This is a genomic window from Cryobacterium sp. N19, assembly GCF_002929595.1.
Lineage (GTDB): Bacteria > Actinomycetota > Actinomycetes > Actinomycetales > Microbacteriaceae > Cryobacterium > Cryobacterium flavum.
Map to the genome: position 1 here is coordinate 23,776 of NZ_PJJR01000044.1, position 26,732 is coordinate 50,507.

Here is a 26,732-nt window from a genome sequence, read left to right on the forward strand (position 1 = left end):
GGCCCAGGGCAGGAACACTCCTGGCAACATTTTGGCAACATTTGACCAAAATCGCATCGGTTTCAAGGTCGCTCAAATGATTGAAAAACGTCGAAATCATGCGGGTCGCAGGCCGGAACCGCTGTCTGATTGGGCGCGCATTAGGTTTCAAATCCCACCGGTACCGCCACGAAGGACCCCCTACATCCCAGTGTTTCACTGGGGAGTAGGGGTTTTTCATTGCCCAGATTGACCCAGCAGTAACGCAGCGGTAACGGAACATCTGTGAGTGGGTGTGAGCAAGTGCGAGTTGAGGCATGCGGTGGGTGGTGACGCACGCGACTGCCTGGTAGCCCGCACCTTCCTGGCGACGATCTCCATGGTGCGCTGTGGCGGCTCGAGAGCACCGGTTCGACGTCCCCGCATCGGTCACGGCGAGGGGATGCGTTGCCGGTGAGCNACGTCAGGCGCCCTTCTCAAGTATTGTCAGGATAGGGCCAAATTCTGATTGATAGACACCCCTGACGACCAGGTCTTAGACTTCAATCCGACAAAACAGGTAGGAGAGCCTCATGACGGGTCAACGAGTTGGATATGTGCGAGTCAGCACTCTCGATCAGAACACCATCCGTCAGCTTGCTGGCATCGACGTCGACCGGGTATTTGAGGACAAGGCGTCGGGAAAGGATCAAAACCGGCCCGAACTCGAGGAGATGATCAAGTTTGTCCGAGATGGCGATACTGTTTTCGTGCATTCCATGGACCGTCTGGCCCGCAACTTAGATGACCTCCGTTCGATCGTACGCCGACTCACGGCGAAAAAAGTCCGGGTTGAGTTCGTGAAGGAGCAGCTCACCTTCACGGGCGACGACAACGCGATGGCGAACCTGCTTTTGAACGTTATGGGGGCGTTTGCTGAGTTTGAGCGGTCTTTGATTCGTGAACGTCAGCGCGAGGGCATTGCTCTGGCGAAGAAGCGTGGCGTTTACCGTGGTCGTACCCCGTCGCTCGACATCGCTCGTGCGGTCGAGCTGCGTGAGAAGGCTGCCGCTGGTGTGCCGAAGTCTGTGCTTGCTCGTGAGTTTGGGATCAGCCGGGAAACTGTCTATGTCTACCTCCGCGCTGGGGACTGAGCTGGCTGTAGAGGACTCGGTGTGGTTAGAGGTGGATTCCTGCGGTGTCGATCAGTTCGACCCAGCGCGTTCGACGGTCGGTGTCTTCTCGGATCGTGGGGTCCGGGGCGTAGACGTCTGCTTCGGATAGGGCGGCCAGGTTGAGCCCAGTGAGGTCGACGATGTCCACGATAGGTACTTGATAGGTGCGGTACGGTCCAAGTGGCGGGGGATTGCTATCCATGCGGGCTGGAGCGCGGACCGTGTCGAGGTCAATGTCTTCCAACTGCGGGCTTTGGTCGAGGACGAACCCGGCAGCGTGAAGAACAGTGGAGCCGTCCGCCGTCGTCGTCCACGCCGCGATTTTCCAGAACGCTTGCGGGATCTTCACGCCGCGATATGTCGGATCCTGGGCTGAGAGCACGGGGGCGGTGAAGACGCTGATGCGGTTACCGTTGGTGCGTGCGTAGGTGAGGACGTGATCTTCGAGGCCGAGCCAGAGTTGTTTCGATTGGTTAAACGCTCCGGCTTGTGGGGCGGCATTGGTGTAGGCGAAGGTGTCGTAATTCGCTCGCCGGGCTGTCACTGTATCGCCCCAGACCGGGTCCTGGCGCCGGACGAGGTGTCCGCGGTCGAGATCGTTTCTGGCGTAGACGGCCTCCCCAGCCTGTTCGTAGACCGGGACACGCGAGTCGAGATGCCAGTCGTCGCCTCGCTCGACGGCAACGAGGTGATCCCCGTCGATGTTTACACCAGTCGCGATCGCAAGGCGCCGCGCGGGGTCGAGGAGCACGGTGAAATGTGTGTAGGGCAGCTCACGAATTAGGGTTCCGGCGAGAGGGACCGGGAACGGCAGAGGAACTTCAAGGAAATCGGCGTTGTATCCAGCAGGAGAAAATAATGCGGCGTCCATAGTGATAGTCAAGCAGCCAGAGCAAGCCGATAGTTGGGGCTGTCGGACTTATATGGTGGCGTTAAGGGGGAGATTCCTGTTCGCTGCTGTCTTTTGCTGGCCACAGACGCGAGTGCCCGAACGTGCTGACACCAATCTGGAAGTCGCCTTCAGCGCATGGCTCGACGACAAAACTCAACAAACCAAGGCGGCGCAAAAAGCCGCTTGACATCAATAGGAGCATCCCCTCGGGGGGACGTGACCGTGCTTGGGTTTTCTTGGCCGTTTCGCATGGCGGCTAACACGTGATGACAGCGTCTCACCTCCACGCCATTTTGGATAAAACACAGTGGTCAGAGACCGAGCAGGGGGTACGTTCGATTCAACAGATCGTAAACCGCTATGGGCGTACGGCCCGTCGGCGCTGAATGAAATGGAGTAGCACCATGGCAACAATTCTCTGGATCATTGCGGTAATCCTCGTTATTGCAGGCATTTTCGCGCTATTTCGACGCCAAATTCTCTGGGGTATTGTGCTCATCGTCGTGGGGCTGTTGGTTGGTCCAGGTGGCGTGAGCCTCTTCACTTGAGACTGCGGATCGAGTAGCCGTTTCGGGGCGTGGCGGAGCTCCGGAACGGTTTCGGCGTGAAGGATCCACTGACGCTCTTCGTTGTCTGAGCGCTGCATGACGATATGGGCAATGTCTGCCGTCAGCGCCTGGTGGCGTTGCGCGAGCCGTTTCGCGGATGCTCGAGCTATCACCTCCGGAGTGGTCCCCGGCGCCGGACGTGCGCGCGAGAGTGACCGCCAGCTTGGCGCCGTCAAACTGACGAAAATCCTGTTGGGTTGCCTCGGGCGCGCTGACCAACAGTCCGTGGATCTGATTGATGCTCGCGGTGCGTGCCTTGGTGGCTGAGGCGCGTTCCGCGAGCAAGATCCGCATTGATTCGATATCGCCGTCGCGTTGTCGGACACGGCGTGAACGGAGGTGGACATCCTTTTCGAAAATTCTGAGCGCCGTGCCGGCTACTGCGGGAGTGGTTTTCTTGTTGGATGTTTCCCAGCGCCTCGCCAGTATTTGCGCTTAACCTGCGGGGCGAGCGGATTTTAACTCTCCGTTGCCGCGGAAGAGACTTAGACGATGCTGAGAACGATTTTCCCGTGGAACGCATCACGGCTGGCGGTGGTCCGTCGTCTTCAACCTCCGCGATTCCTCCAGGTCACTAAGATCGCTGTTGCTGTGGCGATTGCCTGGACGCTGTCCCCTTTTCTCCCTGGGGACGCCCAGGAATTGCGGTACTACGCGCCGCTGGGCGCACTTTTGAGCATGCACCCAACGCTTATGCGTTCTCTCCGCAGCGCTCTACAAACCCTCGCTGGGCTGGCCGTCGGAATCGCCCTTGCTGGGGCCGTGCTCCTCCTGAGTGAGCCCAGCGTGTGGACGATTTCGCTGGTCATCGGCCTTGGCTCTCTTATCGGAGGAATGCGGTGGCTTGGTGTGGGCGGGGAACAAGTACCCCTGACTGCTCTTTTCGTTCTCATCATCGGCGGCCCGGAAGCCGATGATTACTCGGCCGGTTATCTCGCCCAAGTGGGTCTGGGAATAGTGGTGGGACTTTTGGTCAACCTGCTAATTTTGCCGCCGCTTGCTATCGGCACGGCTGTCGAGCGGTTGACTAGTTTTCGGGGCACCCTCGCCACGCACCTCAGCGATATCGGCGTGGCCTTGGTCGAGAGTTGGCCTCCGGAGCGTGAACTCTGGGCGACCAGAGGCAGCGCACTTACCGACGCGGCCCGAGATGTCAGGTCGGCTGTGCAATACGCCGACGAGAGTCGTAAGGGGAACCCTCGCGCTCGGTTCAACCGCAGAAATCTTGTTGTCGACTATGAGGACCTCGCGGCTCTGGAGAACGTCACTTTTCACGTGCGCAACCTGACTGAGGTTTTTACCGGCATGATCTGGGGTAAACCTATTCCCCTTGAGCTGCCGTCCGAGCTGCGGCCGGTTCTGAGCGATGCCCTGCACGCGGTCGCGGAAACTTTGCGTGCCACGGACGACAGCCCGCGCGATAGCGCACCCTTTGATGCTGCCGTAGTGGCAGTCGAGGCGATTCTGCACGGCATGCAAGAGTTGGGTGCCGGGACGACATCGCTCAGCCCCACGGCCGCGATCGTTATCGATCTGAAGCGCATTTTGGTCGCGCTACGCCCTGGCACCGAGAGAGATTCTGAAGAGCCTCCCTCGCCCGTCGTTTAGCCCATCTCATCACGTGTTCACGCTGCCGAGGTTCCGTGCACAGATACCTTCTCGTTCCTGCGAGTTCTTCCTTACCCGGGTTGACCTTGGATTTGCCTTCGGTACGGTGAAAGGGGTTGCAGAAACTATTTAATCCGATTCGCATTAGGAGGTCATCATGCCCAACGCCATCGAGACTGTCGACGTCAACGTTCCCGTTACCGTCGCGTACAACCAATGGACAAAATTCGAGGAGTTTCCAAAGTTTTTGAGTTTTGTTGAATCCATCACGCAAGTAACCGACACTCTCACCGAGTGGACGGTTAAAATCGGCGGAGTGGAGCGCACGTTTGAGGCTCAGATAACTGAGCAGCACCCCGACGAGCGTGTTGCCTGGAACAGCACCGGCGGCCAGGTCGACCACGCGGGAGTCGTCACGTTCCATAAGTTGGCTGCGAACGAGACGCGTGTGACGGTTCAGCTTGATTGGGAGGCAACAGGGCTGCTTGAGAAGGCTGGGGCCGCTCTCAGTATCGACGACCACGCCATCAAGAAAGACCTCGCGAACTTTAAGAAGTTCATCGAGGCGAAAGGATCTGACGATGTCGGATGGCGCGGAGATGTGCAGGCCTGACGCTGCTGGAAGACCAAATTACGACTCGTGATGGTCCGGACACCGCACACCGAAGTTCGCCACAGCGCCGGCCGGGTGCGTGACATCACAACACGTGGTAACCGTTTGGGAAATACTGGCTCTCTCGGTCGCGACGTTAACTCCAAGTCCGTTGGCCATCGCGAGCACATGTTCTGTGAAAGTGAACCGCACAGTCTGTTCAAACGGGCACGTTTGTCAGAATTTCGGTGCGGGTGCGGTGGTCTTTGACGTTGGAGAATGTCCGTCTCTGAAGAACGTGTTTTTGACTCTCCCCAGCACGCATCAGCTGGGAATGTAATGCCCCTGCGCTTTTGTTTTTTTGTGATGAGGATTTTCGGCTCAGTCAATTTCTTCTGATCCGGGCTGCACACTGCTGGTCGCTTCGTACGAGACGGACACTGGCCTGTGATGTCCGGTGTGGGCGTCGCGATAATTGTGGCGGTGAGGTGGTGCACATGGAACGGTGATAGACACACCTAGGCACAATCTGCGGGCAGCTTGAGGTTGCCCCGGCACTGAAATTTGTACACCTCCGAAAGAAGAAGGACCGTTCATGTTTACGGTCATGAAAACCAGGGAGAGAAAAGAAATGAAGGCAGTCGTTTATAAGGGCCCCAATGAGGTCAACGTCGAAGAAGTTCCGGATGCCACGATTGAACGTCCCACTGACGTTCTCGTACGCATCACGGCCACGAATATTTGCGGTTCAGATTTACACATGTACGAGGGACGCACCAATTTTGAGACTGGACGCACGTTTGGCCACGAAAACATGGGCGAGGTCATCGAGATCGGTAACGGCGTCGACAAGGTAAAAGTCGGCGAACGCGTCGTGCTGCCGTTCAATATTTCTTGCGGGTTTTGCAAGAATTGCGAACGCGGTTTCACCAACTACTGCATGACCACGCAACCCGACCCGGTCGGCGCGGGCGCCGCCTACGGCTTCGCGGGAATGGGTCCATACCCCGGCGGGCAGGCCCAAATGCTGCGTGTGCCCTACGGCGATAACAACTGCCTGCGCCTGGGTGAAGACGCCATAGAAAAGCAAAACGATTACGTGATGCTGTCGGACATCTTCCCTACGGGCTATCACGCTACCGAGATGGCTGGCGTCATCCCCGGTGACACAGTAGTGATTTACGGTGCGGGTCCTGTCGGGCTGATGGCTGCCCTGTCGGCGACGATCAAGGGCGCGAGTAAAGTCTGGGTTGTGGATCGCCGCCCAGACCGGCTTGCCCTGGCCGAGCAGATCGGCGCGATCGCCGTTGATGACTCGAAGACTGACCCGGTTCAGTTCGTACTGGACCAGACCAAGGGTATTGGCGCGGACCGGGGTTGTGAATGCGTGGGCTATCAGGCCCACGATCCGCAGGGCACCGAAGATCCCGCCATGACTCTAAATCGGCTGATTCAGTCCGTGCGCATCACCGGCGGAATTGGTGTGGTCGGTGTTTTCCTGCCGGCGGATCCTGGCGGCTTCGACGAGAATGCCAAGCAGGGCAAGATTGCTATTGACTATGGTCTGCAGTGGCTCAAGGGAATAAACATTGGCAGTGGCCAATGCCCGGTGAAGAAATATAATCGGCAGTTGCGCGAGCTAATTGCCGTGGGCAAGGCCAAGCCATCATGGATCGTTTCTCACGAGATTCCCCTTAGCGATGCCTCGGATGCCTATAAGAACTTCGGCGACCGCACCGACGGGTGGACCAAGGTTATCCTCAAGCCCGAATAGGCCAACACCTAGCGGCCCATGTGACCTAGCTTCTGTGGTCCAAATTACGGCGTGCGCGGCAGGGAGAACCAGACCGCACAGTTCCCCTGCCGCTACGTTTTTAGTCGGTCATTCCCCTGTTCATCATGAGTATCGCCATCGTGAGTGCTCGGCGTCGAAATCTGTGCCCCGTGCCCTATGCCGCTTCACGTAGCTGACAACCCTATACATGTGTTCGATATCGGACGCCCACGGTCTCGTCTCCCAACGTGACAGTGTTCGATAAATGCCTGCATTGGCTCAGGCTACTCGCGTCGGGGCTGGCAATTTAATCGTTTTAGTTGCTATGCCTGAGCGCACCTGTTAGTCCTGATATGGTCGGCACGATTGACTCTGGTCGCTGCTGTTACAAGCGGGAAGAGAGTGGTCATGATGCGCGAGAACCCTCCGGCGAACGAACCTCAAGACAGCGACATTGAAGTTGGGAAGCCTAAGGCCTGGGCCGCTGGGATGCCCGGTGTGCTGCACTCAATGATTCCGGCGATCAAGGATATGGGCGTGGATCGAACGCGAAAGACGATGCTGTCTCTGAACCAGAAGGACGGCTTCGATTGCATGAGCTGTGCGTGGCCGGATCCTGATCATCGCAAGGCATTCGAGTTCTGCGAAAACGGCGCCAAGGCCGTCACCTGGGAAGCGACGCCCATTGTCGTGTCCTCCAGTTTTTGGGCCCAGCATTCGGTCAGCGACCTGCTCACGCGTTCGGAGTATTGGCTGGGCACGCAGGGACGCCTGACTGAACCTGTCTATAAGCCAGCCGGTGAGGACCACTACCGGCCTATCAGCTGGGACAAGGCATTCGCCATCGTCGGCAACAAGCTCAACAGCCTCGAGTCCCCCAATGAGGCTGTCTTTTACACCAGCGGTCGCGCGTCCAACGAGGCCGCCTTCGCGTATCAGCTTTTCGCCCGCGGCTACGGGACGAATAACCTGCCCGACTGCTCCAATATGTGCCACGAATCAACCGGTCGGGCCTTGGACCCGACCATTGGAATTGGCAAGTCCACGATCGCCTACGATGATTTCGGCAAGGCCGATCTGATCATTATCATGGGCCAGAATCCGGGAACCAACAGTCCCCGCATGCTCACTGCTCTCGAGGAAGCCAAGGACAACGGCGCGGAAATTGTCGCCGTAAATCCCCTGCCGGAAGCGGGACTGAGAAGATACAAGAACCCGCAGCAGGTCAAGGGCATCATCGGCCACGGGACTGAGATTGCCGATCAGTTCATTCAGATCCGGCTGGGCGGGGACATGGCCCTGTTACAGGCCGTCTCCAAAAGGGTGCTCGATGCTGAGGCCGAAAACCCGGGAACAGTTCTGGACCGCCAATTCCTTGACGAGCACTGTGAAGGGCTGGAGGAGTTAACACTGCACCTCGCGGAGCTGGACGAGGGTGCAGTCCTGGAGGCGACTGGCCTGCGCATAGACGAGATCGATGAGTTGGCGGCCCGATACCTGAAAGCTGAGAGGGTCATCATCACCTGGGCGATGGGGATAACTCAGCACAAGAAAGCGGTCGCCACGATCAAGGAGATCATCAACCTGCTTCTGCTGCGCGGAAACATCGGCAAGCCGGGCGCTGGCGCTTGCCCGATCCGAGGCCACAGCAATGTCCAGGGCGACAGGACCATGGGTATCTGGGAGCAAATGCCACAGTCATTCATGGACGCACTCGGCAAGGAATTCGGCTTCGAGCCGCCAATTGATCATGGAGTGGACGCGGTCAAGACAATCCAGTCCATGCGTGACGGCGGCATCAAATTTTTCATGGCATTGGGAGGCAACCTGGTCGGGGCGATCGCGGATACCAATGCCGCCGAAGCCGCGATGCACGGCACGGACATGACCGTCCAGATCTCCACCAAACTGAACCGCTCCCACGCGGTCGTGGGCAAGGAAGCGCTTATTCTTCCGACCATGGGCCGCACCGAGGTCGACCGACAGGCATCGGGAGAGCAATTCGTGTCGGTCGAAGACACGGTCTGTGCGGTGCATCCCTCCTTCGGCGTGATTGAACCGGTTGCACCTGGCCTGCTTTCCGAGGTTGCCATTATCTCCCGCTTGGCACGGGCGACGATCGGGGAGAAGACCAACGCTGATTGGCCTGGATTCGAGAAAGACTACGATCTGATCCGCGAACACATCTCGCACGTGGTGGAAGGATGCCAGGACTACAACATAAAAATCCGGAAGGATGGCGGCTTTGTGTTGCCGAACGGACCTCGAGACTCGCGCACTTTCCACACGCCCACGGGCAAGGCCATGATCACTGTCAACGGGCTTGAGTTTATTGGCCGGCCGGCCGCGACCTTGATCCTGCAGACTATGCGATCCCATGACCAGTTCAACACCACCATTTACGGTTTCGACGACCGTTACCGGGGCATCAAGAAAGGCCGGCATGTGGTCTTCGTGAATCCGGAAGACCTCGCTGAACTGAGCTTGGAGGACGGCCAGCAGGTGGACATTCACGGCGTGCACGATGATGGCGCGCAGCGAGTACTGCGCAATTACCGTGTGGTTGCCTATCCCAGCGCCCGTGGGTGCGCTGCCACGTACTTTCCCGAGGCGAACGTTCTTGTTCCCCTGGACAAAGTAGCCGACGACAGCAACACACCGGTATCCAAGGCCGTCATCGTCAAGCTGGAACCTGCTCAGAAGCAGGAGTCCCCGGTCAAGTCCTTTTGAGTGGTGTTTCGGTTTCCCTGTGATCCCTCGGCTGATTAGGCGCTGAGGGCAGAGATCTCGATAGCCACCTCCTCGGGCATAACTGTCCCGACGGCCTGAGATTTGGCCAGGGCATCGAGGCGTGACAACGACCGTGGCGCCCTTGTCCAGACGATTCCAGTGGTGCTTCGTAAATGGCAAACCTGACATTGCGCCCCCGCATCTGGTGGTCTCGATCTTGAATCCCCGTGACTACATCGAACCATGGACCACTGACCCAGCAGTTCCGAGTCAATTAACCCGACGCTGGCGGGCCTACCAGTCGAGAGCTCCTGAGAGCCTGTCGTGTGAGCGCCATCACCCAACCTGGCGCCGTAACCTTTGCGTAACTTAGGGTAAATGACGGGATAAGTGACGTATTTCATCCTTCGCAAGCCGAAGCCAGGTCTGTCACGTATTCGAACGTATAAGTGACAGGAGTCAGCATGCTCGTCGGGTATATGCGGGTCTCGAAGGCCGACGGGTCGCAGAGCACCGACCTCCAACGAGATGCGCTCTTGGTTGCCGGTGTCGACCTGGACAACCTCTATGAGGACCAGGCGTCCGGGAAGAAGGACGACCGCCCTCATTTGGCGGCATGTCTGAAGGCGCTCCGTACGGGGGACACTCTCTTGGTGTGGAAACTCGACCGGCTGGGTCGTGATCTGCGGCACTTGGTCAACACTGTCCATGACCTCACCGACCGCGGTATCGGTCTCAAGGTACTCACCGGCGAGGGCGCCGCGATCGACACTACGACTGCATCCGGGAAGCTTGTCTTCGGGATCTTCGCTGCCCTTGCCGAGTTTGAACGGGCGCTGATTTCTGAACGCACTGTTGCCGGGCTCGCCGCGGCTCGTGCACGCGGACGTACCGGAGGGCGGCCGTTCAAGATGACGCCAGCCAAAATCCGCCTGGCTATGGCGGCGATGGGTCAGAAAGAGACGATAGTAGGCGACCTCTGCAAAGAGCTCGGCATCACTCGGCAGACGCTGTACCGCCATGTTTCACCGAGGGGGGAGCTGCGCGCTGACGGTGAAAAGCTCTTCTCTAAGAAATAGCGAAGTGATGAACCTTCGCGTCATTTCTAGCGGATCCGGTGTCGCACGTGAGGGGAGTGTTGCTGGTGCTCTCATCGCGACAAAGGACGCACGTACTATTGCTGGTATAGCGGGCGTTTCGCTTGCATTAGATCATTCGATTAGGGGCATCGTGGCAGATAGAGTTTTCTGGTGGGTCGCAGCAATACTTACGGTGGGCCTGGGGATTGTCCTGTTTGCGAGTGCTCTGGGCATATGGATCAACGGGGCCATCTTTGTTACATATGGTCTTGCCATAGGGCTCGCGTTTAAATTCCTGCACTCCCCGGGAAATGTTCGAAAAGACTAGGTGCAGAAGCGTGCGCCAGAGGACCACGGTCTTTTTGGACTTTGGTAAGTCGGCGACTTCCCCGCCGATGGTGGTCGATGCGCTACCTAGCGGTCACAGTATGCCGCCAAAGAGCGCCAAAAGTCACTCGTCTGGGCTGCCTGTACGAGCTACCACAGGACCGGTGGGTGCCCGTTCAAGATGACCGGCTAAACATGATCGGCCAAGATTCGCTTGGCCATAGCCCCGATGGGGCAGAAAGAGGCGCAACCGACGGGGAGCTAAGGCCTGGCGGTGTGAGGTTTCTCGTTAAGAAGTAGAAGCCCTTCCGAGAATTCGAGGTACAGGCCTTTCATTTTCCGGACAGGTCTCGCACCTGACGAAGAGTACCGTCACGCAAGAATTTGGCTGCGAGACGTAGTTTTGAGAATCGCCGCGCCGCGAGATCCCGACCGACCTGCTCAGCGGCCTCTTCTCGAAGAAGAAAATAGCCCCTGTGGCTTCCACCGCTTGAAATCGCTGATGTGCCTCACAAGCCATGGGATACAAGACGGTAGAGCTGCTGCTGAGCGGCGCGGACTTATCTCGGTGTCCCTCCTAGCGTTTGTAATTTGCGGTGCTGGTTCGAGACATCGGCGGCGCGTGCTCAGTTCCGTTGGGGGGAACCCCCTACGGGAATAAGAAGTTTGAGTTCGATTGAATGGCGGTGGGCCGCGTGGATGTGCGATTTGCGGATTGCAGCCATGCCGCTCCGATGCAAAGAGCTGTCGGCTGGGGCCAACTGTAACGTTTTGAAGATGGGCGGACATTACAGGGTATGGGTACTGGAGTGGTGAGCGAAGTCGAGGTCTGGACGCGTGCGTGCGCCAATGATGGCCGTGCGTTCACGTCACTGTTCGATCGACATCGTGATCGGGTGTTTCGCCACGTTCTACGTCTGGTCGACAACGCCCATGATGCTGAAGAGGTCACGTCGGCATCATTCTTTGAGTTGTGGCGCCGCCGCGCCAGCGTCATCCTCGTCAGCGATTCGGTCCTTCCCTGGCTATTGGTAACGGCCGGCAACATCGCACGCAATGTCAGCCGCGGAACTCGACGGTACCGCATACTTTTTGATTCGCTACCGCGAGCGGATGCCACAGCTGACGCCGAGCAGATTGCTGTTGCCCACATCGAGGAAAGCGAGTCGGTCAGCTACCTGAAAGCCGCGATGAAGATGCTCAAGCCTGCGGATGCTTCCCTCGTCGTCTTGGTCGTCCTGGAGGACTATGCGGTCACCGAGGCTGCAACTCTTCTGGGACTCTCCGACGGGGCGGCCCGTACCCGCCTGCATCGGGCCAAAGGAAAAATTCGAGAGCAACTGACGGAGGCACGCACATGACGCAGATCGATTTTGACCCGGTATTTTCGGCTGCAGTTCGCAACGAGCTGGACGCGCGCGTTTCCGCGCCATCGTCGACCGTCCCCTTCTGGCGCAGACACCTCCGTCTCGGAGCGGGCATCTTTGCCGGAGCGAGCATCCTGATCGGTGGTGCTGCTGCTGCCGCAGGCCTGTTGACCATTCCCGGCGCACAAGAGGTCACCGAACTTGGTGCATCCGTGGTGAAAACGGCGACGGGAACAGACACTGTCCAGCTGGGCGTCGTGCCTGACGGGGCAACAGGTGTTTTCGTTTCCCTGACCTGTCTAAGTCCGGGAACGTTCACCTTTGAGGACGGCGCAAGCATCGGCTGCACCATGAACGACGTCGGTCAAGCCACCGGCGGTGGCAGCTACACGCTGACTCTCTCGCCGGGACAGCAGTCCATCACCATCACGACCCCACCAGAATCCAGCTGGACTATTGCCGCGACGTACGTCAGCGAGCGGACCACAGAGTGGGCCGTTAACGACAACGGCGAGACGTATGGCGCGCTGAACGAAAGCGGTGAGCCTGACTTGATCGCAGTCCTCGCGACTAATGGAAACGAAGGTTTTGTTCATGCTCGGGAACTTGCCCAGGCAGACGGCAGCGAACAAGCAGCAACCTTCGCGTCCCCGGAGCAAGCACTCGCGTGGCAAGACTCAATGGCGGGGAAAACCGTCTCCGTGCCCGTCTATGAAAACGATGGCGAAACTCGAATCGGAGAGTTCACAATCCAATACTGAATCGAGGAATGGCCGACTTGCCACGGCCAGTCTGCTCGAGTGACAGAACTGACTCGATAAAGGAACCCCTACCGGGCACGTTGAAGTCGGGTCCATGGCAAGGACGCGACCAGCCCACACCGATGCGATCTCAGCCCTGAGTAGAGTCGGTGAGCGGCGTACTCGAGATCGTTAGTCCCCAGACAACGTCTCCGGTCATAGACACCGAGACGGTTGACTCTCCGTGAGCTTGGTTGTCGTGATTGGCATAGGACAGCACATCGTCTGAAGTACATAGGAATGTGGACGACATGCCGCCGTATCCTCGACGGTCACACTCCCATTGCCCACGCAGTTGAGGGCGATCCACAAGCCCTCGCCCTTGGCATCGATAGGACCGCCTAGCTGCGTGTTGGAAAGGCTCACCCACGTCCCGAGAGTCGTGCCGGTCGCGGCCGGAGGCGCGATTGACTGCGGAATGGGCGTGGATACCGACGAAGGTTCGGCGGGGGCACTCGTGAGCGTCGACGTACGCGGCGAGAGCGGTGGTGAACTCGTGCATGCGCTCAACATCGGAACCAGAAGAACTGTCACCCCCGTGGCGATAGCCAGTTTGCAGATACTCATCCGTTCCCCCAAACGATCATCCTCGAATTTGACCAAGAATAGCCAGAGTTGACGAATGCCGCCACTGACCACCGCCCGTAAGCGGACCCCCCCGAGACACGAGAAGGCGCCGTAACGCCTACTTACGCAGGCGGACTATCCAGCCGACGACCTTTCCGTGATGACTGCGCGACTGGCGAAAGCTCAGCACACTGTGCTGCATAGCGCCCCCTGTTTCCGGCACCAGAACACCGCGTTCCTCCGGATCCTTCGACGGGTGGTAGCGAACCGAGATCTGATCAATTCGGGCAACACGACCGGACAGCTGCGTCCGATCTGACCGGTCGGAAGGGTCGCGGACGGCGTCGGCATATGTGTCGAGCTGCAAGGAGATCGTGCGGCGGCCGGCAAACAGGCGGGAAACCCAGTTCTGGTCCATGGGCACCAGCGACCAGTCGACGCGTTGGTCAAGTGCAACGTCCAAACCGTCCTCGGCAACCTGCCATTCTGTGAACCACACGTCGGTATCGCCGGATGCCCGGCTCGGGACGATGTCCTCCGGCTCGACCGCCTCCACGTCCACCCGATCGATTGGCTCGTAGGTGCCGACGTAGCGCACCCGAACACCGGTATCGCGCTTGCTCTCTTTATTCGAAACAGGCGTTAGCTGGCTTCCAAGATCCTTCATGGGAACAGACTAGGAACCCCCTTGCCGCATTGCAATCTGCCGGGCCATCCCCTCAGTAATTTCAGAACGTGTTAGAAAAAAGGGCCCGAATGGGGAACCCTTTTCGGGATCGCACAAAGTCGGGACGCTCAGAGAATTCAGGATGCAATAGTGAGGGTGATGGGGTCGGTCTCGGCAGGTCCGCCACATTGTTCAGTGCCGCCCACGCGGACCCAGTTGAGTGTCACGTCCCTCTCGGCGAGGACTTCTTTGCTTGGTGAGAGTGCGCGAATAGTGACATTTTCTGGAGTCGCCATTATTGTCGAGATTTCCCACGAGTGTTCATCGATCCCGACGGACTCGTCTGGTGATAGCTGAGTTGGGGCAGGGCCTGAACATTCGCCGTCGACGCACAACTCAACGACGCTGACGTTAGATGTTGTGCCTTCGAGCTCGACGGTGACAGTGTTGTCCCACCCGATCGTGGGGCACACGTCCGAGACTGAGCAGCCGGACACAACCGCACTCACCATGAGCGCGGCACTGAGAACGACCAATCGCCTTGTCGTATTGATCGATCGTGTGGAAGCCATGTCGTCCCCATTCATTGCTTGTGATCCGAGGATAGCTGAACCGTCTTAGCCATGGCTCAGATGAACAAAGCGTCACGTAAAGGGAACGCCTTGGGGTCAACGTTTGAGAGTGAGGGGTCCGCAAGAGGGACGGCGCCCGGGGCAGCTTCGAATTACCGTCGTCTATTCGGTTCTCTGCGGTGCCGAGAGGGCGATTGTCCCGTAAGACCCGTCTGAGAAAATGCCCGGTGAAGGGAGGGCGTACGGGGCACGTTCGGACGCCTCAAATAACTCCGGCGAGGTCAATTGCCCGCGTTCGGCGATAGAACGTTGCTCGAGACATTCCAAGGTCGCGGGCAACCGTTGTTGCTGTCTCTCCACCGTCTATAAGCCGACGGGCGTTGCGGATTTGGCTGTCGGTGATGATCCGCGGGCGGCCGCCTAAGTCTTTGCCGGCTTCGCGGCGTTTGTTGATGGAGTCGACAACACGCTCTCGCTTGATGTCGTGTTCCATCTGCCCGAGCGCCGCCATGATCGTGAATAGCATGGACCCCATCGGTGTCGCTGTGTCGACGTCGCCCCGCCGAGGTTTAGCACGCGAAGGCCGGCACCTCGGCCGCGGAGCTCCTCGGCAAAGGCGAGCATGTTCTGTGTTGACCGGGCCAGCCGGTCCAGCGTCGTAATGACGAGGGTGTCGCCGTCTTCGAGGGCGTCAAGTGCCTAATCGAAGTTCGGCCGTGAGGCTCGAGCGCCGGATATTCCATGGTCGACGTAAAGGTCGTCGCGCCGCACGCCAGCGGCCAAAATATCCACTTGTTGCCGGTCGGTGGATTGTTGGCGCGTGGATACGCGCGCATAGCCGATCAGCTTCGTCACATTGCTCCTGAGGTGTCTCATAACTAACGGTGTGTACTGCAATTACAGCAGGAGGTTATGCGACGTCGTTATAAGACTCGCCGTACCGCCACATTCCGGCGATTTTGAGGAGGCGCAAGGCACGGCGGTGAGACGTCTTATATCCCTAGGGTTTCGAGACAGCCGTTTCGTGGAATGGCGGAGTTTTCCAGGGCAGGGCAGTTGTCGCGACCGCAGTTGATGCCACGGTCGCGTTTACGCCGGCACGACAGTGTGCTTATGGGCCGAGAAATATTTCCGTCGTGAGGGGGGTGTTCGATTAACTGGCTGCGGCCGGTGGCCACTATGCGATCGCGGACATCGCAGGATCGAATAGGCCGCTTTTTGGCCTCCGGGCGAGGCACATCAAGGGCGACTTCTTGGCAGGTTCCTCTGACGAGTCAGACTACGGTGCTGACCAACGGGTGATAGCGGCAGCTAGCATAATTCTGCCGCATCACCGTGGGTCAGCATCCGCAGCCTGACAGGTGTTGTTCGTATCGGGCTAGATGAAGCTGTGTCGCGCGAGGCAGTCGAGGTAGTAGACGAAGGCTTCGTCGTTTACGTCGCCAGTTTTCATCGAGTAGTAATTTTGGTCAGTTTCTGTTCCAGTCTCTCTGTATCCGGTCAGCGCGGTCATGTACGTCGTTAGGTGGTCAGACATCCCATAAACCTTGGCACCAGTGACGAGGCCGTCTTCTTGCTCGAGCACGATGGAGGTGCGTTGGCCCACCAAATGTTGAGTGTTTAGAAGGTTGTATGCCAGCCAAGACGCGTCTCCAAGAGGCGCCGTTCCAAGATCGTCAGTGTCACTGCCCGAAGTTTCTTGAAGGAAGAGTCCCCGCCAGCTTTCATCGTACGTATCAGGACCAACATCTTTCATTTCCTTCTCTTCTGCGCTGTACAGGCGGGATAGGACGTCCGGATGAGTGATCGTGTAGAGCGAGTAGATCAAGTCCTCGCGGACTTCTCCATCGTTCGAATAGTCAGTGCGTGTAATGGCCTCGAGCGGGATTTCATATGCACAAAAACCCTGTTTCAAGTGTTCTTCAACGGCGTCCGTTGTCCATCGCTGAGGATTGGTCTTCTTCCACCGTGCCAGGAGGTCTGAACGGTCGTCAGCTTCGTGATTGTCCATCAATTGGGTAGTCCGAAAAAGGCGTGCATTGCGGGGGTGCGGTTGCTCGGGTGGAAGTGTGCGAATTTTCCGCGACCGCCCGAATCGCGCTCAGGTCCGACTACGGCCAGGCCGTTTTTGATTCCTTTCGCAACTGCGAGCGCGCCGGCCTCGCTGCGAGACCACGTGTCTTTCCCCCCGCGGCCCCATGTGATGGCCGCGGAAAGCGACATACCATTTGCAAGCACGAGTTTGCCGTTTAGAATCATTGCGCGGAAATGTTGGTAGCTTGATCCCTTTTTATTGAGGGCATCGATTGCGTTAGTGGCTGCGATCCACGTAACACCAGCGACGATGACAACTGCAGATGCCACCAGGAGTGTTTTCAAGATCTCTAGAGCGATAGGTATTCCCAGAACCAGTACTGGCACGAAGGCGGCATAGCCCACGTCATCGGCATATGATTCTGTCTCACCAGTGGCCAGGTCTGTCATGGTGAACGAGGTGGCTTCGTCGTTCAACTCTTGTATCTGGATGGAGTAGTTGGCGTTGTAGTCGGTGTCGATGCTCCCTAGAGAAAAAAGAGCGCTACTGTCCTCAAACGACAACGTTGTCAGCGCCGTGACAGGTTCGCCAGATCCCAAATCCGATGTCGTCTCGACTGAGATTTTAGTGAGCGAGGCGTCCACGTCTTCCAGTGTCAATCCTGCGTCGTTGAAAGCGGATTCAAGCTTTTCCTCGTCAACCATCCCGCTGCCTGAAGCTTCTACCGGGGCAGAGCTGGTCTCTGCGAACGCGGGCGAGTAAGCGAATCCAGAGAGCAGCAGCGCCGCTACGACTCCGATGGCGATCTTTTTCATTGATTGTCTTCCTTTGATTGGTGAGCGATCAGTGCGGACAGGGTGGAATCGGGTTTAGCTACGCCGAGCAAGCTTTTCAAGATTTGATTCGCGGTCATTGCTGCAGCCGCTGACGTCCCGGTGACAAGCTGCCGGGCCCCCGTGCGGTCGACCGCGGGAATGTCTTCACCGGGTGCGAAGTAATTCACATGGTCAATAGCCGAGAAGCTTGATGGATGGCCCGCGGCATCTAATGAGCCGACGGAAATAACTCCCGGGTATCGGGCGGGGTAGCCCGCCCCCATCCCTTGGTTGTTTCCAGCAGCCGCGACCACCACGATTCCCGATTCAACGGCGCGTTTCACCGAGTCACGTAAGGCCCGGGTGTCCGTCCCGATCGCGATGCTGACGTTAATGACGTCCACCTGGTCCCCGATAACTTGCTCTATAGCGTCCGCAACGTCCTCCGCCGACGCGGTTCCTGCAGTGAAGACGGAGTAACTAATCCAAGTGACTCGATGGGCCCACGCAGGACAGCTATCCTCATCGATTCCTGCTGCGATCGATGCGACTAAAGTGCCGTGCCCTTGGTCGTCGGCGTCAGTATCGAAAACATGAAAACAGCTAAAGTCGACGTTTTCATCGTTGAGGCCGCTATCGACGAGAGCGATCGCGACTGTGTCTCGAACCGCCGGCGTGATCGATGCCGATGAGCAACCTATCAACAGAAGGGCTGTGACGACAATGATTGACGTCGAAAGGAACGCGGGGCGTCTGCGGGGACCCCCTCGGAGAGAGGTCAAAACATGCGTTGCGTTGACTTCACGCGCGGAACAATTACCCCGGGCAGCGGTTCATTAAATGGCTGGTCTCGCAGGCGATACGATCCACCCGCCCATTTTCGAAACATCATTTTCCCCCCGATGCTCACGAACCAGATGTCGTGTGAAACTCAGATTGGCGGAGATAACTCGCGGCGTCAACTCCATCCGGAAATAGTCAACGGAATTTTCATGTGGGCGACGATTAAGCGGCTATTTGAGTTCCGTCCTCGCCCAGCATGGGCATCTCTCTTTTTTCGATGTCGGTGAGTACTGAGTATTTGAGGACTTGAGCACCCACTCAATCGTGCGGTTCAGCACCTACCGGTATCAGTCCCTCGACCGTGCGCGACAGTCTGTCATTTACAGCCATGCCGACTTCTACAGATCCGACCATCTCGTCATTCAGTGGGCGAAACCCTGACGCCCGACGAGCGGGTCCAACTACTCCAAATCGTCAAAGGGACGGGGACGAGCAGCTCCGACTGAGAAGGTTCCACTGCGCGCTTGTGGGCACGCCGAGGGGCGCCGTCCCTTGGTTCGTCAGCTCGCGGAGGATCTCGATGTCGCTCCTGGCACCGTCGCTAAGGCGTACAAAGTGCTTGAATCCGAGGGCTACCTCACTGCCCGCACTGGCGGAGTAACCCGGGTCAGCCGGAGCACAACGACGTCGCTCCCAGTGCTGGAAGCCCCTCGCCAACTTGCCAAGACCAGCACCCGTGCAGGCACTAGCCTGGACGGCACCATCCGCATCCTCCGTGCGATCTCGCACGAAGAATACTCCGAACCGGGACTGACCTGATGCGCTCTCAAGGCTGCCCGCACCCATGGAGATCCCCTCTACTCTCGAGTCTTCCACACATAGAAATGCCTGTTCCAGGTCGACCAGGCTGCCCCAGTTCTCACGACTGTGGTGTCTCATAACTGACCTGTTTCGTATCGCACGAGATACAAGACCCTGACTGCCCTTTGACGCAACGCAGAGAACCGGGTCGATGCGCCAAACAGCGATCACAGAACGCCGCCACTAAGCGCTAACACTCAATCAATTCCCAGATTAATCTCGACACATCCTTGACATTCATTCTTGTGGGCGTGACCCTGCTGGCGATTGGTTAGGGCTATGCCGGGTGCGTAGAGGCGATAGATTCCATTCGGAAGGACAATCCGAACGATGGAACGCACGAGTTGCCTCCCACGCGTGTCTCACTCTCATGCCTGATGTCGGTGCTATTTCGGAGGTGATTAGCATCGCTGGTCGCCGCGCTGCTTCATGTTGCGCCTTGACCAGTCCGCTTTTGCGGAGTCGGCCCAAATCCGGCAGGCTCAGCCTTGGCACTTGAATGTCAAGTTGTTGTCGAGGGGGACAAATGCGCATTGTGGGTATTGAGCTAGAGGGTTTTCGCGGATATCTGACATCGAGTTACGTGTCGATCGATACGTTGACTGTGTTTGCCGGCAAGAATGACGCTGGAAAGAGCAGCATCCTGGAAGCTATGAGGCTGTTCCTGGACAAGGGAAAGCCGGACGTCTCTGACTATTCGGTTCATGGGCATGGAACGATTCGCATCACGTGCACATTCGCTGACCTTCCCCCTGAGCTGGTCATCGACCAGACTGCGGTGACGACCCTCCAGGATGAGAAACTCCTCGACGCTAACGGCCACTTGGTGATTAGCAAGACCTGGACCAGGGGGCGAGCCAACCCCGAGATTTTGGCGCATGCTCTACACCCGGTCGTCGATGGCGGCCCAACGCTTATCGGCCTGAAGCACGCGCAACTCAAATCCCTCGCCTCGACTCTTGATGTTGTCGCGGAGCTGGAGGATCGACGCGTGAACCTGAACTATAGGCAGGCGATCTGGCGCGCCTGGGAAGCCAAGGGGCTCTCGTCGCTGCAACCGACGATCATCCCGTTGAACTCAGAGGACGGGAAGCACGTTGCCAGCGCTCTGGAGAGTGTCTTTCCCCTGTTCCACCTCTTTCAAGCTGACCGGCTGGGGGCGGAGTCCGATGAGGTTGCCCAAGACCCAGCCAAGCTCATAGTCAAGGCCGTGCTCGATCGCCATACGGCTGAACTCACGAAGCTTACGAGCGATGTTAAGGCTGAGATTTCAGAACTTCTCCTGGAAGTCGTTGGGAAATTGGAGGAATTCGCACCAAATCTTGCGGCCAAGCTGATTCCGGCCAACCTAGACCCCGTATGGCAGAAGGCATTCTCGTCCCTACAATTTGTCGACGAGAACGATGTTCCCCTTGCGAAGCGTGGCAGCGGGACACGCAGACTGGTTCTCTTGAGCTTCTTTCGGGCGGAAGTTGAGCGAGGATATGAAGAAACGGATGAGTGGCGACGGGGCGTCATCATCGCAGTGGAGGAGCCCGAGACGGCTCTCCACCCGGATCTTCAGCGCGAAACTGTTTCCGCTCTAATTGAAGTTGCGGGGCTCGCAAACAGGCAGGTTTTGATGACGACGCACAGCTCGAACTTGGTGAGGAACATACCGATCGCAGCCGTGCGTTTCGTCGAGGAGCAGCAGGGGAAGCGCGTGTGGAGTTCCAGTGACACATCCAGCGAGCGGTTCGTTCTCCAGCAATTGAACAAGGCGATGGGGACTTTCGCGGATCACAATGTGCGTTGCTTCTTCATCGTTGAGGGCAAGAACGATATCGGCGGTCTACTGGCACTGAGCGATGCGCTACAAGCCGCCCGTCCCACTGAATATCCAGATCTTCGCCAAATGGAAACTGACGGTGAGCTTTGCTTCATACCTATCGGCGGCTGCGGCGCCGCTGCTCTTTGGGAGAGCCGCCTGTCGCCGTTTAGTAGGCCTGAGGTTCACCTTCTTGATTCCGATCGCTTGGTTGAAGGGTCGGCTCTGAAACCCGAGATATCCAAGTACCTAGCGCGCTACAACACCGACGATCACCTGTCGTCACACATGTTTGTTCTGACCCGGCGAGAGATGGAAAACTACCTCACTATTGAGGCGATCGAAGATGCTTTCAAGGGTGCAAACCCAATGTTCCCGAAACTATTCCGGGAAGCTGTCGAAGGCCACGACTGGGGATATGTCGACGTGCCGGAGACCGTCGCAAGAGTGCTTCACTCTCTCAATTCGGAGGTCGAATGGTCACTCGCTTCTGACAAGAAGCGCAGCGAGAAGGAGTCTGACGTGAAGAGGAAACTAGTCCCATGTTTCGGGCACCCGTCTGTGGCGGAGGCTCTTTTGGCCCTCGGTGCCGAGCGAGATCTTCTTTTGGCCGTTGCGACGGTGGCGGATGTGGCAGCGTGAATCCGGGGGCTTCGGCCACTACCCGCAACCAACAACTCCTTCTTGTAGCCAATGGATTCTTTGGAGCTCTTGCAGCGGAGGGCGTTGTCGAGTTCAACCCATCGATCATGGACTTTGAATTTGCGTTCGGGAAAGCCTGGCGAGCCTGGCGTTGCGCGAGCGTCTCGGAATTCCCGACGTTCGCACTGGGGAAGAATCGGTTTCGCGACGTTTTGTTCCGCGTCAGTCGATCCAGTTCTCCTTTTGCCACCTATCGTGACGGTATCGAAATGACGCCGAGTGGGCTCACGCCCCGCGAATACCTCGCAATCTGGGCGCCTGAAGTTACACCAGAAGACTGGATCGCGTTGGCCCAGCTGTATCTGTCAGGACGAGAAAGCAACAGGTGAATCTCAGCTTGATTTTGGGGCTGAGAGATGCTTTCGCCGTGAGGGAGAGCTCGGCCGACCAGGCAGGTTCGACCCAACTGTGAGGAAATCAAGAACTTGACATAATCATCATTATCGGCCCTGAGTATTTGACAAGCTATTTATCAAGCGAGCGACCCCGTGCCGGGTGGTGGTGTCGGGTTAGTCCGGGATTTAGAAGGCGCGAGCCTGAGGCGCACAGACTCTAGCGCCGCCACAGGCTGCAGTTTTGTTGGCCTGCGCGGAATAGAAGCTGTGGAGGTGGATGAGCTCGTTACAGGCCGGGTTTCCACACTTAAAACGCCTGATGTGGCCGATGCGCGTCCTCTCGCAGCGCTGGTGGCACCGGTAGCAGACGGGCAGACCCATGATGATGAGCAGGTGGGGATCGGTGAGCTTCTCGAAGGTGGGGTGAAAGCGTTAGACGCAACTGCCGGTCGCGCACGCCCGCTCTTAGGCAAAGCTGTGAGTGTTCTCTTCTGCGCAGATTGGCGTGGCCGAAACTTTCACGGCAGCGACTGCGGCGTCGTCAGCAGAGTCAATCATGAAGGGAGTCGCGCCCTCTCCGGCCTGCAGAACTTGGACGAGGCGAACGCGAGTTTGTCGTCGCCAGGCTTCGAGGGGGATCGTCGCGGCGCTTAGACTTTGCTCTTCGTCCGCGAGCGCGCATTCAGGTGTGCGCGTCGACGTAGTGGTCGATTCTCTGTGTGCTGGCCGTGGCAACATTTTGGCAACATTTGAACCAGAATACTTCAAATTCAACCGGGCTCAGATGATTGAAAAGTCGCGTAATTCCGCGGGTTTCGGGCCGATCCCGTTGCTTCGTTGAGGCAGTATTAGGGTTCAAATCCCACCGTCTCCGCAGCCATTCGAACCCCTGAATCCCTTATAAACACTGGGACTCAGGGGTTTTCCTTTACCCGAAAGAAAAGAAGCCTGATCATCACCACAAGCCACGAATTCTCCCGCGGGGGAACGGTGTTCGGCGGCGACAATATGGCCGCCGCCGCCATCGACCGCATCGTCCACCACGGCCGGCTCCTCCAGCTTCGTGGCGAGTCCTACCGAGTAAAACACGCCCTCATGAAATAGCCGCCAGCACACCAGCCCGGGGACGAAAACGTCCCCGAAAACCGGCCGTTCTGACCACCGTGCTCAACTGGCCGGAAATCACGCCACACTGGCCGGATATTTATCGCACAAATGGCCGACATAAAGTTGACAAAACACAGTCCACACGCACCATCATCGCAACCTGGCTCTCGACTCCGAGGTCGTCACGGCCGGCAGCATCCAGATCACCAAACTGCGCGTCATCGAAAACACCGGCGAAAACCGCAGCGGCCAACGGCTCGCCCGCGATGCCGCCACAACGCATTTCGTGGAAGCCGAGCTCGGCCAAAACGTCGCCGCCACCCTGCACCAGGGCGACCCACCATTCAACATCTCGTGAAAGGAACACCCCAATGAACGACCACGATAGCGAACTCGTCACTCAGGCCACCGAGCTGGCCGACACGGCTCACTACCTGGCGCAAGCGACTCGACCCTGGCCCGGCGCTGCCCAGGGCGATTTTTCCCCCCTGCGCAAGCTGACCACGCCAAAGCAGTCTGGTGTCATGCCGTCCGCGCTCTCGTCCGAAGGCTGAATCCCCCGCGCCGACGACGATCAAACCCTCGCGTCATCAAACGCATGGTCTCGAAATGGCCCGCCAAACGCTCTCGCCATGCCGACTGGCCACAACCCGCTCACGAGCCAGAAAGCATCATTCAAACACTTAACTGAACGGTATGGGGCTTAGCGTGTCCCCCGATCGGGGTCAAGATGGTGACGAGCTAGGCACTAACAATGGCCTTCCGATTCCAGCCGTTCGTCATGGCTTCAGGCTATATCCCGCGACCCTTGGGCCTAGTCCGAAGCTGTCAAAGCCTCGCGTTTGGGCCCTTCTTGTTGCGTGAGTTTCAGTGGGTTGCACCGGTGTGTGAGGTACGTGCCGTTCCACGTGCGTGGACAATCTACCCAGCCTTGACTTATACCGCTAGGGGTATGGTGGAGATACGGATCAGTAAACGAAAGGAAACGATCAGATGATGTGGGGTAACGGAAGTATGGGATGGTCCTGGGGGTTCGGCCTGCTAGCTATTGCGGGTGTCGCCGTGCTCATTTATGTCATTGTTCGTTTTTTGTCGAACAAATCCGGAAGCAATGACACGCGATCTGCTCCGACGCAAGCTGATTCCGCCAGTGCCAGGCGGATTCTTGAAGAGCGTTTCGCTCGGGGGGAGCTCACTGCGGAGCAGTTGCGTGATCAGCTGCGGGTGCTCGAGGAGGGCCGGTAGTGCCAGGCCTTAGTCGCCGTAGTGCCCTGATCCTCGGCGGGGTGGGGATTGCAGGCACAGCTGTGGGGGGAACGGGTTTCTTCGTCAATCAACGGATCTACTCGACGACGTCACTGGCAATACCGTCCGGGAGCGACCTCGTGGAGCCTCCGGAGCTGCGAAGCATCAGCGGCACTCTCACCGTTGATCTTGAGTCTTCCCCCCAACAGGTGACCATTGCTGGCCGTGACGTGCGTGCGCTGAGTTACAACGGTGGCGTTCCCGGCCCCACACTGCGCGTTCGAGCGGGAGACGCCCTCAGCGTCAGCCTTCGTAATGGTCTGGCCGATCCGAGCAACTTGCACGTGCACGGCCTTCACGTTTCGCCGGAGAACAACGGCGACAACATGTTCGTAACCGTCGAAGCCGGCGACTCCTTTGATTACCAGTACGAATTGCCCGCCAATCACCCGCCGGGCGTCTACTGGTATCACCCGCACCATCACGGTTTCGTGTCCGATCAGGTATTCGGCGGGCTCTATGGCGCCATCATCGTCGAAGACCCCGACCCTATGCCTGCCAGCCGGGAACGCGTCCTCGTCATTTCCGACATGACCCTCGATTCCACGGGAACAATTTCAGCGGCCACAGCGATGGAGAAAATGTCCGGACGCGAGGGAGACCTCGTCCTGGTCAACGGGCAACTCACCCCCAGCATGACTGCCCGCCCTGGTGAGCGGGAACGATGGCGCATCATCAATGCCTGCGTGTCCCGCTACCTGCGGCTACGTCTCGACGGGCAGCAACTGTCCCTTCTCGGAATCGACTCCGGACGTTTCGAAGCCGCGCACGACGTCGACGAGGTCGTGCTGGCCCCCGGGAACCGGGCCGACCTTCTCGTCACCGGCACAGCCGGCACCTCCGTACTGCGTGCCCACACCTATGACCGAGGTACGTCCGGCGGAATGATGATGGGAGTCGGAGGCTCCGCTGGAGCCGACGACATCGCGCTGGCCACATTTCACGTAGCCGGTGACGACGTCGCCCCAGTCGCCGCCATACCCGGCCAGCCCGTTCCGCGTGACCTTCGCACGGCTACCGTAACCGCTCGACGCGAGTTGATCTTCGCGATGGGAATGGGCGGAAATATGGGCGGCGCAATGGGCGGGGAGACAGGCAGCGGCATGGGTGGAAACATGGATGGCGGCATGGGCGGAGGAGTGGGTGGGGGCATGATGTCAGCCACAATCAACGGCCAGGTATTCGATGCCACCCGGGTTGACACGACCGTGCAATTCGACAGCGTGGAGGACTGGATGCTGACAAATACCAGTCCGCTCGATCACCCCATGCACCTGCACGTGTGGCCGATGCAGATCATTGAACAGTCAGGCCGGCCCGTCGAAACCATCATGTGGCAGGACGTCGTGAACATCCCGGCACGCAGCACAGTGCGCGTACGTATCGCGTTTGACGACTTCAGCGGACGTACCGTGTACCACTGCCACATTCTTGACCACGAAGACAGCGGAATGATGGGCGTCATCACCGCAAACTGACAGTAGCCGCAACCATCAATTCGAAAAAATGAATCAGGAGAAACCAACGAACTACGCACACACCATCACCGTCTCGCTGCCCTACGAAGAAGCAGTCGCCAGAGTGCGCGAAGAACTAGCCAACCAGGGCTTCGGCGTTCTTACCGAAATCGACGTCCACGCGACCTTCGAAACGAAACTCGGCGTGGAAAGCGCACAGTCACTGGGCGAATACTTGATCCTGGGTGCGTGTAATCCGGCCCTCGCCGAACAAGCACTCACCGCAGAGCCCGACATGGGATTGCTGCTTCCGTGCAACGTCGTCATCCGACGAAGCCCATCAGCGACAATCACCACGGTGCAAGCTATCAACCCACAAACCATGGTCCAGCTCAGCAGCTCCCCAGGGATACAAAACGTTGCTGATCAAGCCGATGAACGTCTTCTCGCCGCGCTAGCCGCTCTGCAAGGAGAGAACAAAAGCAACTAATACGCGCTCTGGCCCGCGAGAGCACGGTGAGGGCTGTGCCGCTGGTTCTGCGTAAAGCAGCGCGCGGCGGCGCTCCTTCTGACATGAGGGCTGCCGCACATACCCGACCGCGGAACGAGGATGTCCTCGCCCGGGCCGTGCCAGCCGTCAGCGTCCGAGTAGCCGGGACCAGAATGAGCCAGTCGATTTTTCTTTCACGTGCCCGGCGCATTGCTGGTTGCGTGGAACACCGCGCATGACCTGATCAACGTGCTGACCGCAGCCCGCCCACGTTGTTTTTTGACACACTTTGCAGGTGACGGAACGACACATAATGGAT

At 58.2% G+C, this 26,732-nt stretch carries 22 protein-coding genes and 1 pseudogene; 16 read left to right on the top strand and 7 right to left on the bottom strand.

The window, feature by feature from the left end; translation table 11 throughout:
* Positions 1-551 precede the first annotated feature (551 nt).
* Positions 552-1,112 (top strand): recombinase family protein, encoded by a 561-nt coding sequence (locus tag CXY78_RS03405; RefSeq protein ID WP_104088096.1) that lies wholly within the window; start codon positions 552-554, stop codon positions 1,110-1,112.
* Between the two features lie 25 nt (positions 1,113-1,137).
* Here CXY78_RS03405 and CXY78_RS03410 read toward each other — a convergent pair whose 3' ends face one another.
* Positions 1,138-2,004, bottom strand: coding sequence for a DNA/RNA non-specific endonuclease (locus CXY78_RS03410; protein ID WP_104088097.1), 867 nt, complete (start codon positions 2,002-2,004; stop codon positions 1,138-1,140).
* A gap of 425 nt (positions 2,005-2,429) precedes the next feature.
* Between CXY78_RS03410 and CXY78_RS21180 the strand changes: the two genes are divergently transcribed.
* The 4 genes from CXY78_RS21180 (at position 2,430) to CXY78_RS03430 (ending at position 6,607) form a co-directional block, all read left to right on the top strand.
* A complete protein-coding gene (locus tag CXY78_RS21180; RefSeq protein ID WP_166786221.1) occupies positions 2,430-2,573 on the top strand; it encodes a GPGG-motif small membrane protein in 144 nt (47 codons plus the stop codon).
* Between the two features lie 552 nt (positions 2,574-3,125).
* Positions 3,126-4,241: an aromatic acid exporter family protein gene (locus CXY78_RS03420; protein ID WP_104088100.1), complete on the top strand. Its 1,116-nt coding sequence runs from the start codon at positions 3,126-3,128 to the stop codon at positions 4,239-4,241.
* A 157-nt stretch (positions 4,242-4,398) separates the two neighbouring features.
* Entirely contained in the window at positions 4,399-4,854 is a 456-nt protein-coding gene (locus CXY78_RS03425; protein WP_104088102.1) for an SRPBCC family protein, read from the top strand.
* A 574-nt stretch (positions 4,855-5,428) separates the two neighbouring features.
* Complete coding sequence (locus tag CXY78_RS03430) at positions 5,429-6,607, top strand: glutathione-independent formaldehyde dehydrogenase (RefSeq protein WP_233206074.1); 1,179 nt, start codon at positions 5,429-5,431, stop codon at positions 6,605-6,607.
* Between the two features lie 123 nt (positions 6,608-6,730).
* Here CXY78_RS03430 and CXY78_RS22035 read toward each other — a convergent pair whose 3' ends face one another.
* On the bottom strand, positions 6,731-6,874 hold the full coding sequence (locus CXY78_RS22035; RefSeq protein ID WP_369827241.1) for a DUF3140 domain-containing protein: 144 nt from the start codon (positions 6,872-6,874) through the stop codon (positions 6,731-6,733).
* Positions 6,875-7,015: 141 nt separating this feature from the next.
* On the opposite strand from CXY78_RS22035, the gene CXY78_RS03435 reads away from it, so the two are divergent.
* The 4 genes from CXY78_RS03435 to CXY78_RS03450 all read left to right on the top strand — a co-directional run bounded on the left by CXY78_RS03435 (position 7,016) and on the right by CXY78_RS03450 (position 12,871).
* Positions 7,016-9,337 (top strand): FdhF/YdeP family oxidoreductase, encoded by a 2,322-nt coding sequence (locus CXY78_RS03435; RefSeq protein WP_104088105.1) that lies wholly within the window; start codon positions 7,016-7,018, stop codon positions 9,335-9,337.
* 464 nt (positions 9,338-9,801) lie between these two features.
* Positions 9,802-10,416, top strand: a complete 615-nt coding sequence (locus CXY78_RS03440; RefSeq protein ID WP_104088106.1) for a recombinase family protein — start codon at positions 9,802-9,804, stop codon at positions 10,414-10,416.
* A 1,124-nt stretch (positions 10,417-11,540) separates the two neighbouring features.
* Positions 11,541-12,104 carry an RNA polymerase sigma factor gene (locus CXY78_RS03445; RefSeq protein ID WP_104088107.1) on the top strand — a complete coding sequence of 188 codons (564 nt, stop codon included), beginning with the start codon at positions 11,541-11,543 and terminating at the stop codon, positions 12,102-12,104.
* Positions 12,101-12,871 (top strand): hypothetical protein, encoded by a 771-nt coding sequence (locus CXY78_RS03450; RefSeq protein WP_104088109.1) that lies wholly within the window; start codon positions 12,101-12,103, stop codon positions 12,869-12,871. The genes CXY78_RS03445 and CXY78_RS03450 overlap by 4 nt, the downstream gene beginning before the upstream one ends.
* A gap of 724 nt (positions 12,872-13,595) precedes the next feature.
* On the opposite strand, the gene CXY78_RS03460 is transcribed toward CXY78_RS03450, so the two are convergent.
* The 5 genes and pseudogenes from CXY78_RS03460 to CXY78_RS03480 all read right to left on the bottom strand — a co-directional run bounded on the left by CXY78_RS03460 (position 13,596) and on the right by CXY78_RS03480 (position 18,348).
* Complete coding sequence (locus CXY78_RS03460; RefSeq protein WP_140425653.1) at positions 13,596-14,144, bottom strand: DUF6578 domain-containing protein; 549 nt, start codon at positions 14,142-14,144, stop codon at positions 13,596-13,598.
* 834 nt (positions 14,145-14,978) lie between these two features.
* Positions 14,979-15,571, bottom strand: a pseudogene (locus CXY78_RS21500) (recombinase family protein).
* A gap of 523 nt (positions 15,572-16,094) precedes the next feature.
* Positions 16,095-16,730: a hypothetical protein gene (locus CXY78_RS03470; RefSeq protein ID WP_134379357.1), complete on the bottom strand. Its 636-nt coding sequence runs from the start codon at positions 16,728-16,730 to the stop codon at positions 16,095-16,097.
* Complete coding sequence (locus CXY78_RS03475) at positions 16,727-17,566, bottom strand: hypothetical protein (RefSeq protein WP_104082778.1); 840 nt, start codon at positions 17,564-17,566, stop codon at positions 16,727-16,729. The genes CXY78_RS03470 and CXY78_RS03475 overlap by 4 nt, the downstream gene beginning before the upstream one ends.
* Positions 17,563-18,348, bottom strand: coding sequence for a S8 family serine peptidase (locus CXY78_RS03480; protein WP_104088113.1), 786 nt, complete (start codon positions 18,346-18,348; stop codon positions 17,563-17,565). The genes CXY78_RS03475 and CXY78_RS03480 overlap by 4 nt, the downstream gene beginning before the upstream one ends.
* 616 nt (positions 18,349-18,964) lie before the next feature.
* Between CXY78_RS03480 and CXY78_RS03485 the strand changes: the two genes are divergently transcribed.
* The 7 genes from CXY78_RS03485 to CXY78_RS03525 all read left to right on the top strand — a co-directional run bounded on the left by CXY78_RS03485 (position 18,965) and on the right by CXY78_RS03525 (position 26,413).
* Positions 18,965-19,168, top strand: a complete 204-nt coding sequence (locus tag CXY78_RS03485; protein WP_233193068.1) for a hypothetical protein — start codon at positions 18,965-18,967, stop codon at positions 19,166-19,168.
* A 568-nt stretch (positions 19,169-19,736) separates the two neighbouring features.
* Positions 19,737-21,659 (top strand): ATP-binding protein, encoded by a 1,923-nt coding sequence (locus tag CXY78_RS03490; protein WP_158251184.1) that lies wholly within the window; start codon positions 19,737-19,739, stop codon positions 21,657-21,659.
* A gap of 107 nt (positions 21,660-21,766) precedes the next feature.
* Entirely contained in the window at positions 21,767-22,048 is a 282-nt protein-coding gene (locus tag CXY78_RS20670; protein ID WP_134549122.1) for a hypothetical protein, read from the top strand.
* 954 nt (positions 22,049-23,002) lie between these two features.
* On the top strand, positions 23,003-23,158 hold the full coding sequence (locus tag CXY78_RS03500; protein ID WP_304466343.1) for an ATP-binding protein: 156 nt from the start codon (positions 23,003-23,005) through the stop codon (positions 23,156-23,158).
* A gap of 374 nt (positions 23,159-23,532) precedes the next feature.
* A complete protein-coding gene (locus CXY78_RS03510; protein ID WP_092338692.1) occupies positions 23,533-23,715 on the top strand; it encodes a hypothetical protein in 183 nt (60 codons plus the stop codon).
* A 690-nt stretch (positions 23,716-24,405) separates the two neighbouring features.
* The gene (locus CXY78_RS03520; RefSeq protein ID WP_104088118.1) at positions 24,406-25,944 is read left to right on the top strand and encodes a multicopper oxidase family protein; all 1,539 of its coding nucleotides are present in this window, start codon (positions 24,406-24,408) and stop codon (positions 25,942-25,944) included.
* Positions 25,945-25,972: 28 nt separating this feature from the next.
* Positions 25,973-26,413 (top strand): DUF302 domain-containing protein, encoded by a 441-nt coding sequence (locus CXY78_RS03525; RefSeq protein ID WP_104088120.1) that lies wholly within the window; start codon positions 25,973-25,975, stop codon positions 26,411-26,413.
* The last annotated feature ends 319 nt before the right edge of the window (positions 26,414-26,732 follow it).

Coding starts and splice junctions, on each gene's coding strand:
- CXY78_RS03405 (WP_104088096.1), top strand. CDS start 552: ATGACGGGTCAACGAGTTGGATATGTGCGAGTCAGCACTCTCGATCAG.
- CXY78_RS03410 (WP_104088097.1), bottom strand. CDS start 2,004: ATGGACGCCGCATTATTTTCTCCTGCTGGATACAACGCCGATTTCCTT.
- CXY78_RS21180 (WP_166786221.1), top strand. CDS start 2,430: ATGGCAACAATTCTCTGGATCATTGCGGTAATCCTCGTTATTGCAGGC.
- CXY78_RS03420 (WP_104088100.1), top strand. CDS start 3,126: ATGCTGAGAACGATTTTCCCGTGGAACGCATCACGGCTGGCGGTGGTC.
- CXY78_RS03425 (WP_104088102.1), top strand. CDS start 4,399: ATGCCCAACGCCATCGAGACTGTCGACGTCAACGTTCCCGTTACCGTC.
- CXY78_RS03430 (WP_233206074.1), top strand. CDS start 5,429: ATGTTTACGGTCATGAAAACCAGGGAGAGAAAAGAAATGAAGGCAGTC.
- CXY78_RS03435 (WP_104088105.1), top strand. CDS start 7,016: ATGATGCGCGAGAACCCTCCGGCGAACGAACCTCAAGACAGCGACATT.
- CXY78_RS03440 (WP_104088106.1), top strand. CDS start 9,802: ATGCTCGTCGGGTATATGCGGGTCTCGAAGGCCGACGGGTCGCAGAGC.
- CXY78_RS03445 (WP_104088107.1), top strand. CDS start 11,541: ATGGGTACTGGAGTGGTGAGCGAAGTCGAGGTCTGGACGCGTGCGTGC.
- CXY78_RS03450 (WP_104088109.1), top strand. CDS start 12,101: ATGACGCAGATCGATTTTGACCCGGTATTTTCGGCTGCAGTTCGCAAC.
- CXY78_RS03460 (WP_140425653.1), bottom strand. CDS start 14,144: ATGAAGGATCTTGGAAGCCAGCTAACGCCTGTTTCGAATAAAGAGAGC.
- CXY78_RS03475 (WP_104082778.1), bottom strand. CDS start 17,566: ATGAAAAAGATCGCCATCGGAGTCGTAGCGGCGCTGCTGCTCTCTGGA.
- CXY78_RS03490 (WP_158251184.1), top strand. CDS start 19,737: ATGCGCATTGTGGGTATTGAGCTAGAGGGTTTTCGCGGATATCTGACA.
- CXY78_RS20670 (WP_134549122.1), top strand. CDS start 21,767: ATGGACTTTGAATTTGCGTTCGGGAAAGCCTGGCGAGCCTGGCGTTGC.
- CXY78_RS03510 (WP_092338692.1), top strand. CDS start 23,533: ATGAACGACCACGATAGCGAACTCGTCACTCAGGCCACCGAGCTGGCC.
- CXY78_RS03525 (WP_104088120.1), top strand. CDS start 25,973: ATGAATCAGGAGAAACCAACGAACTACGCACACACCATCACCGTCTCG.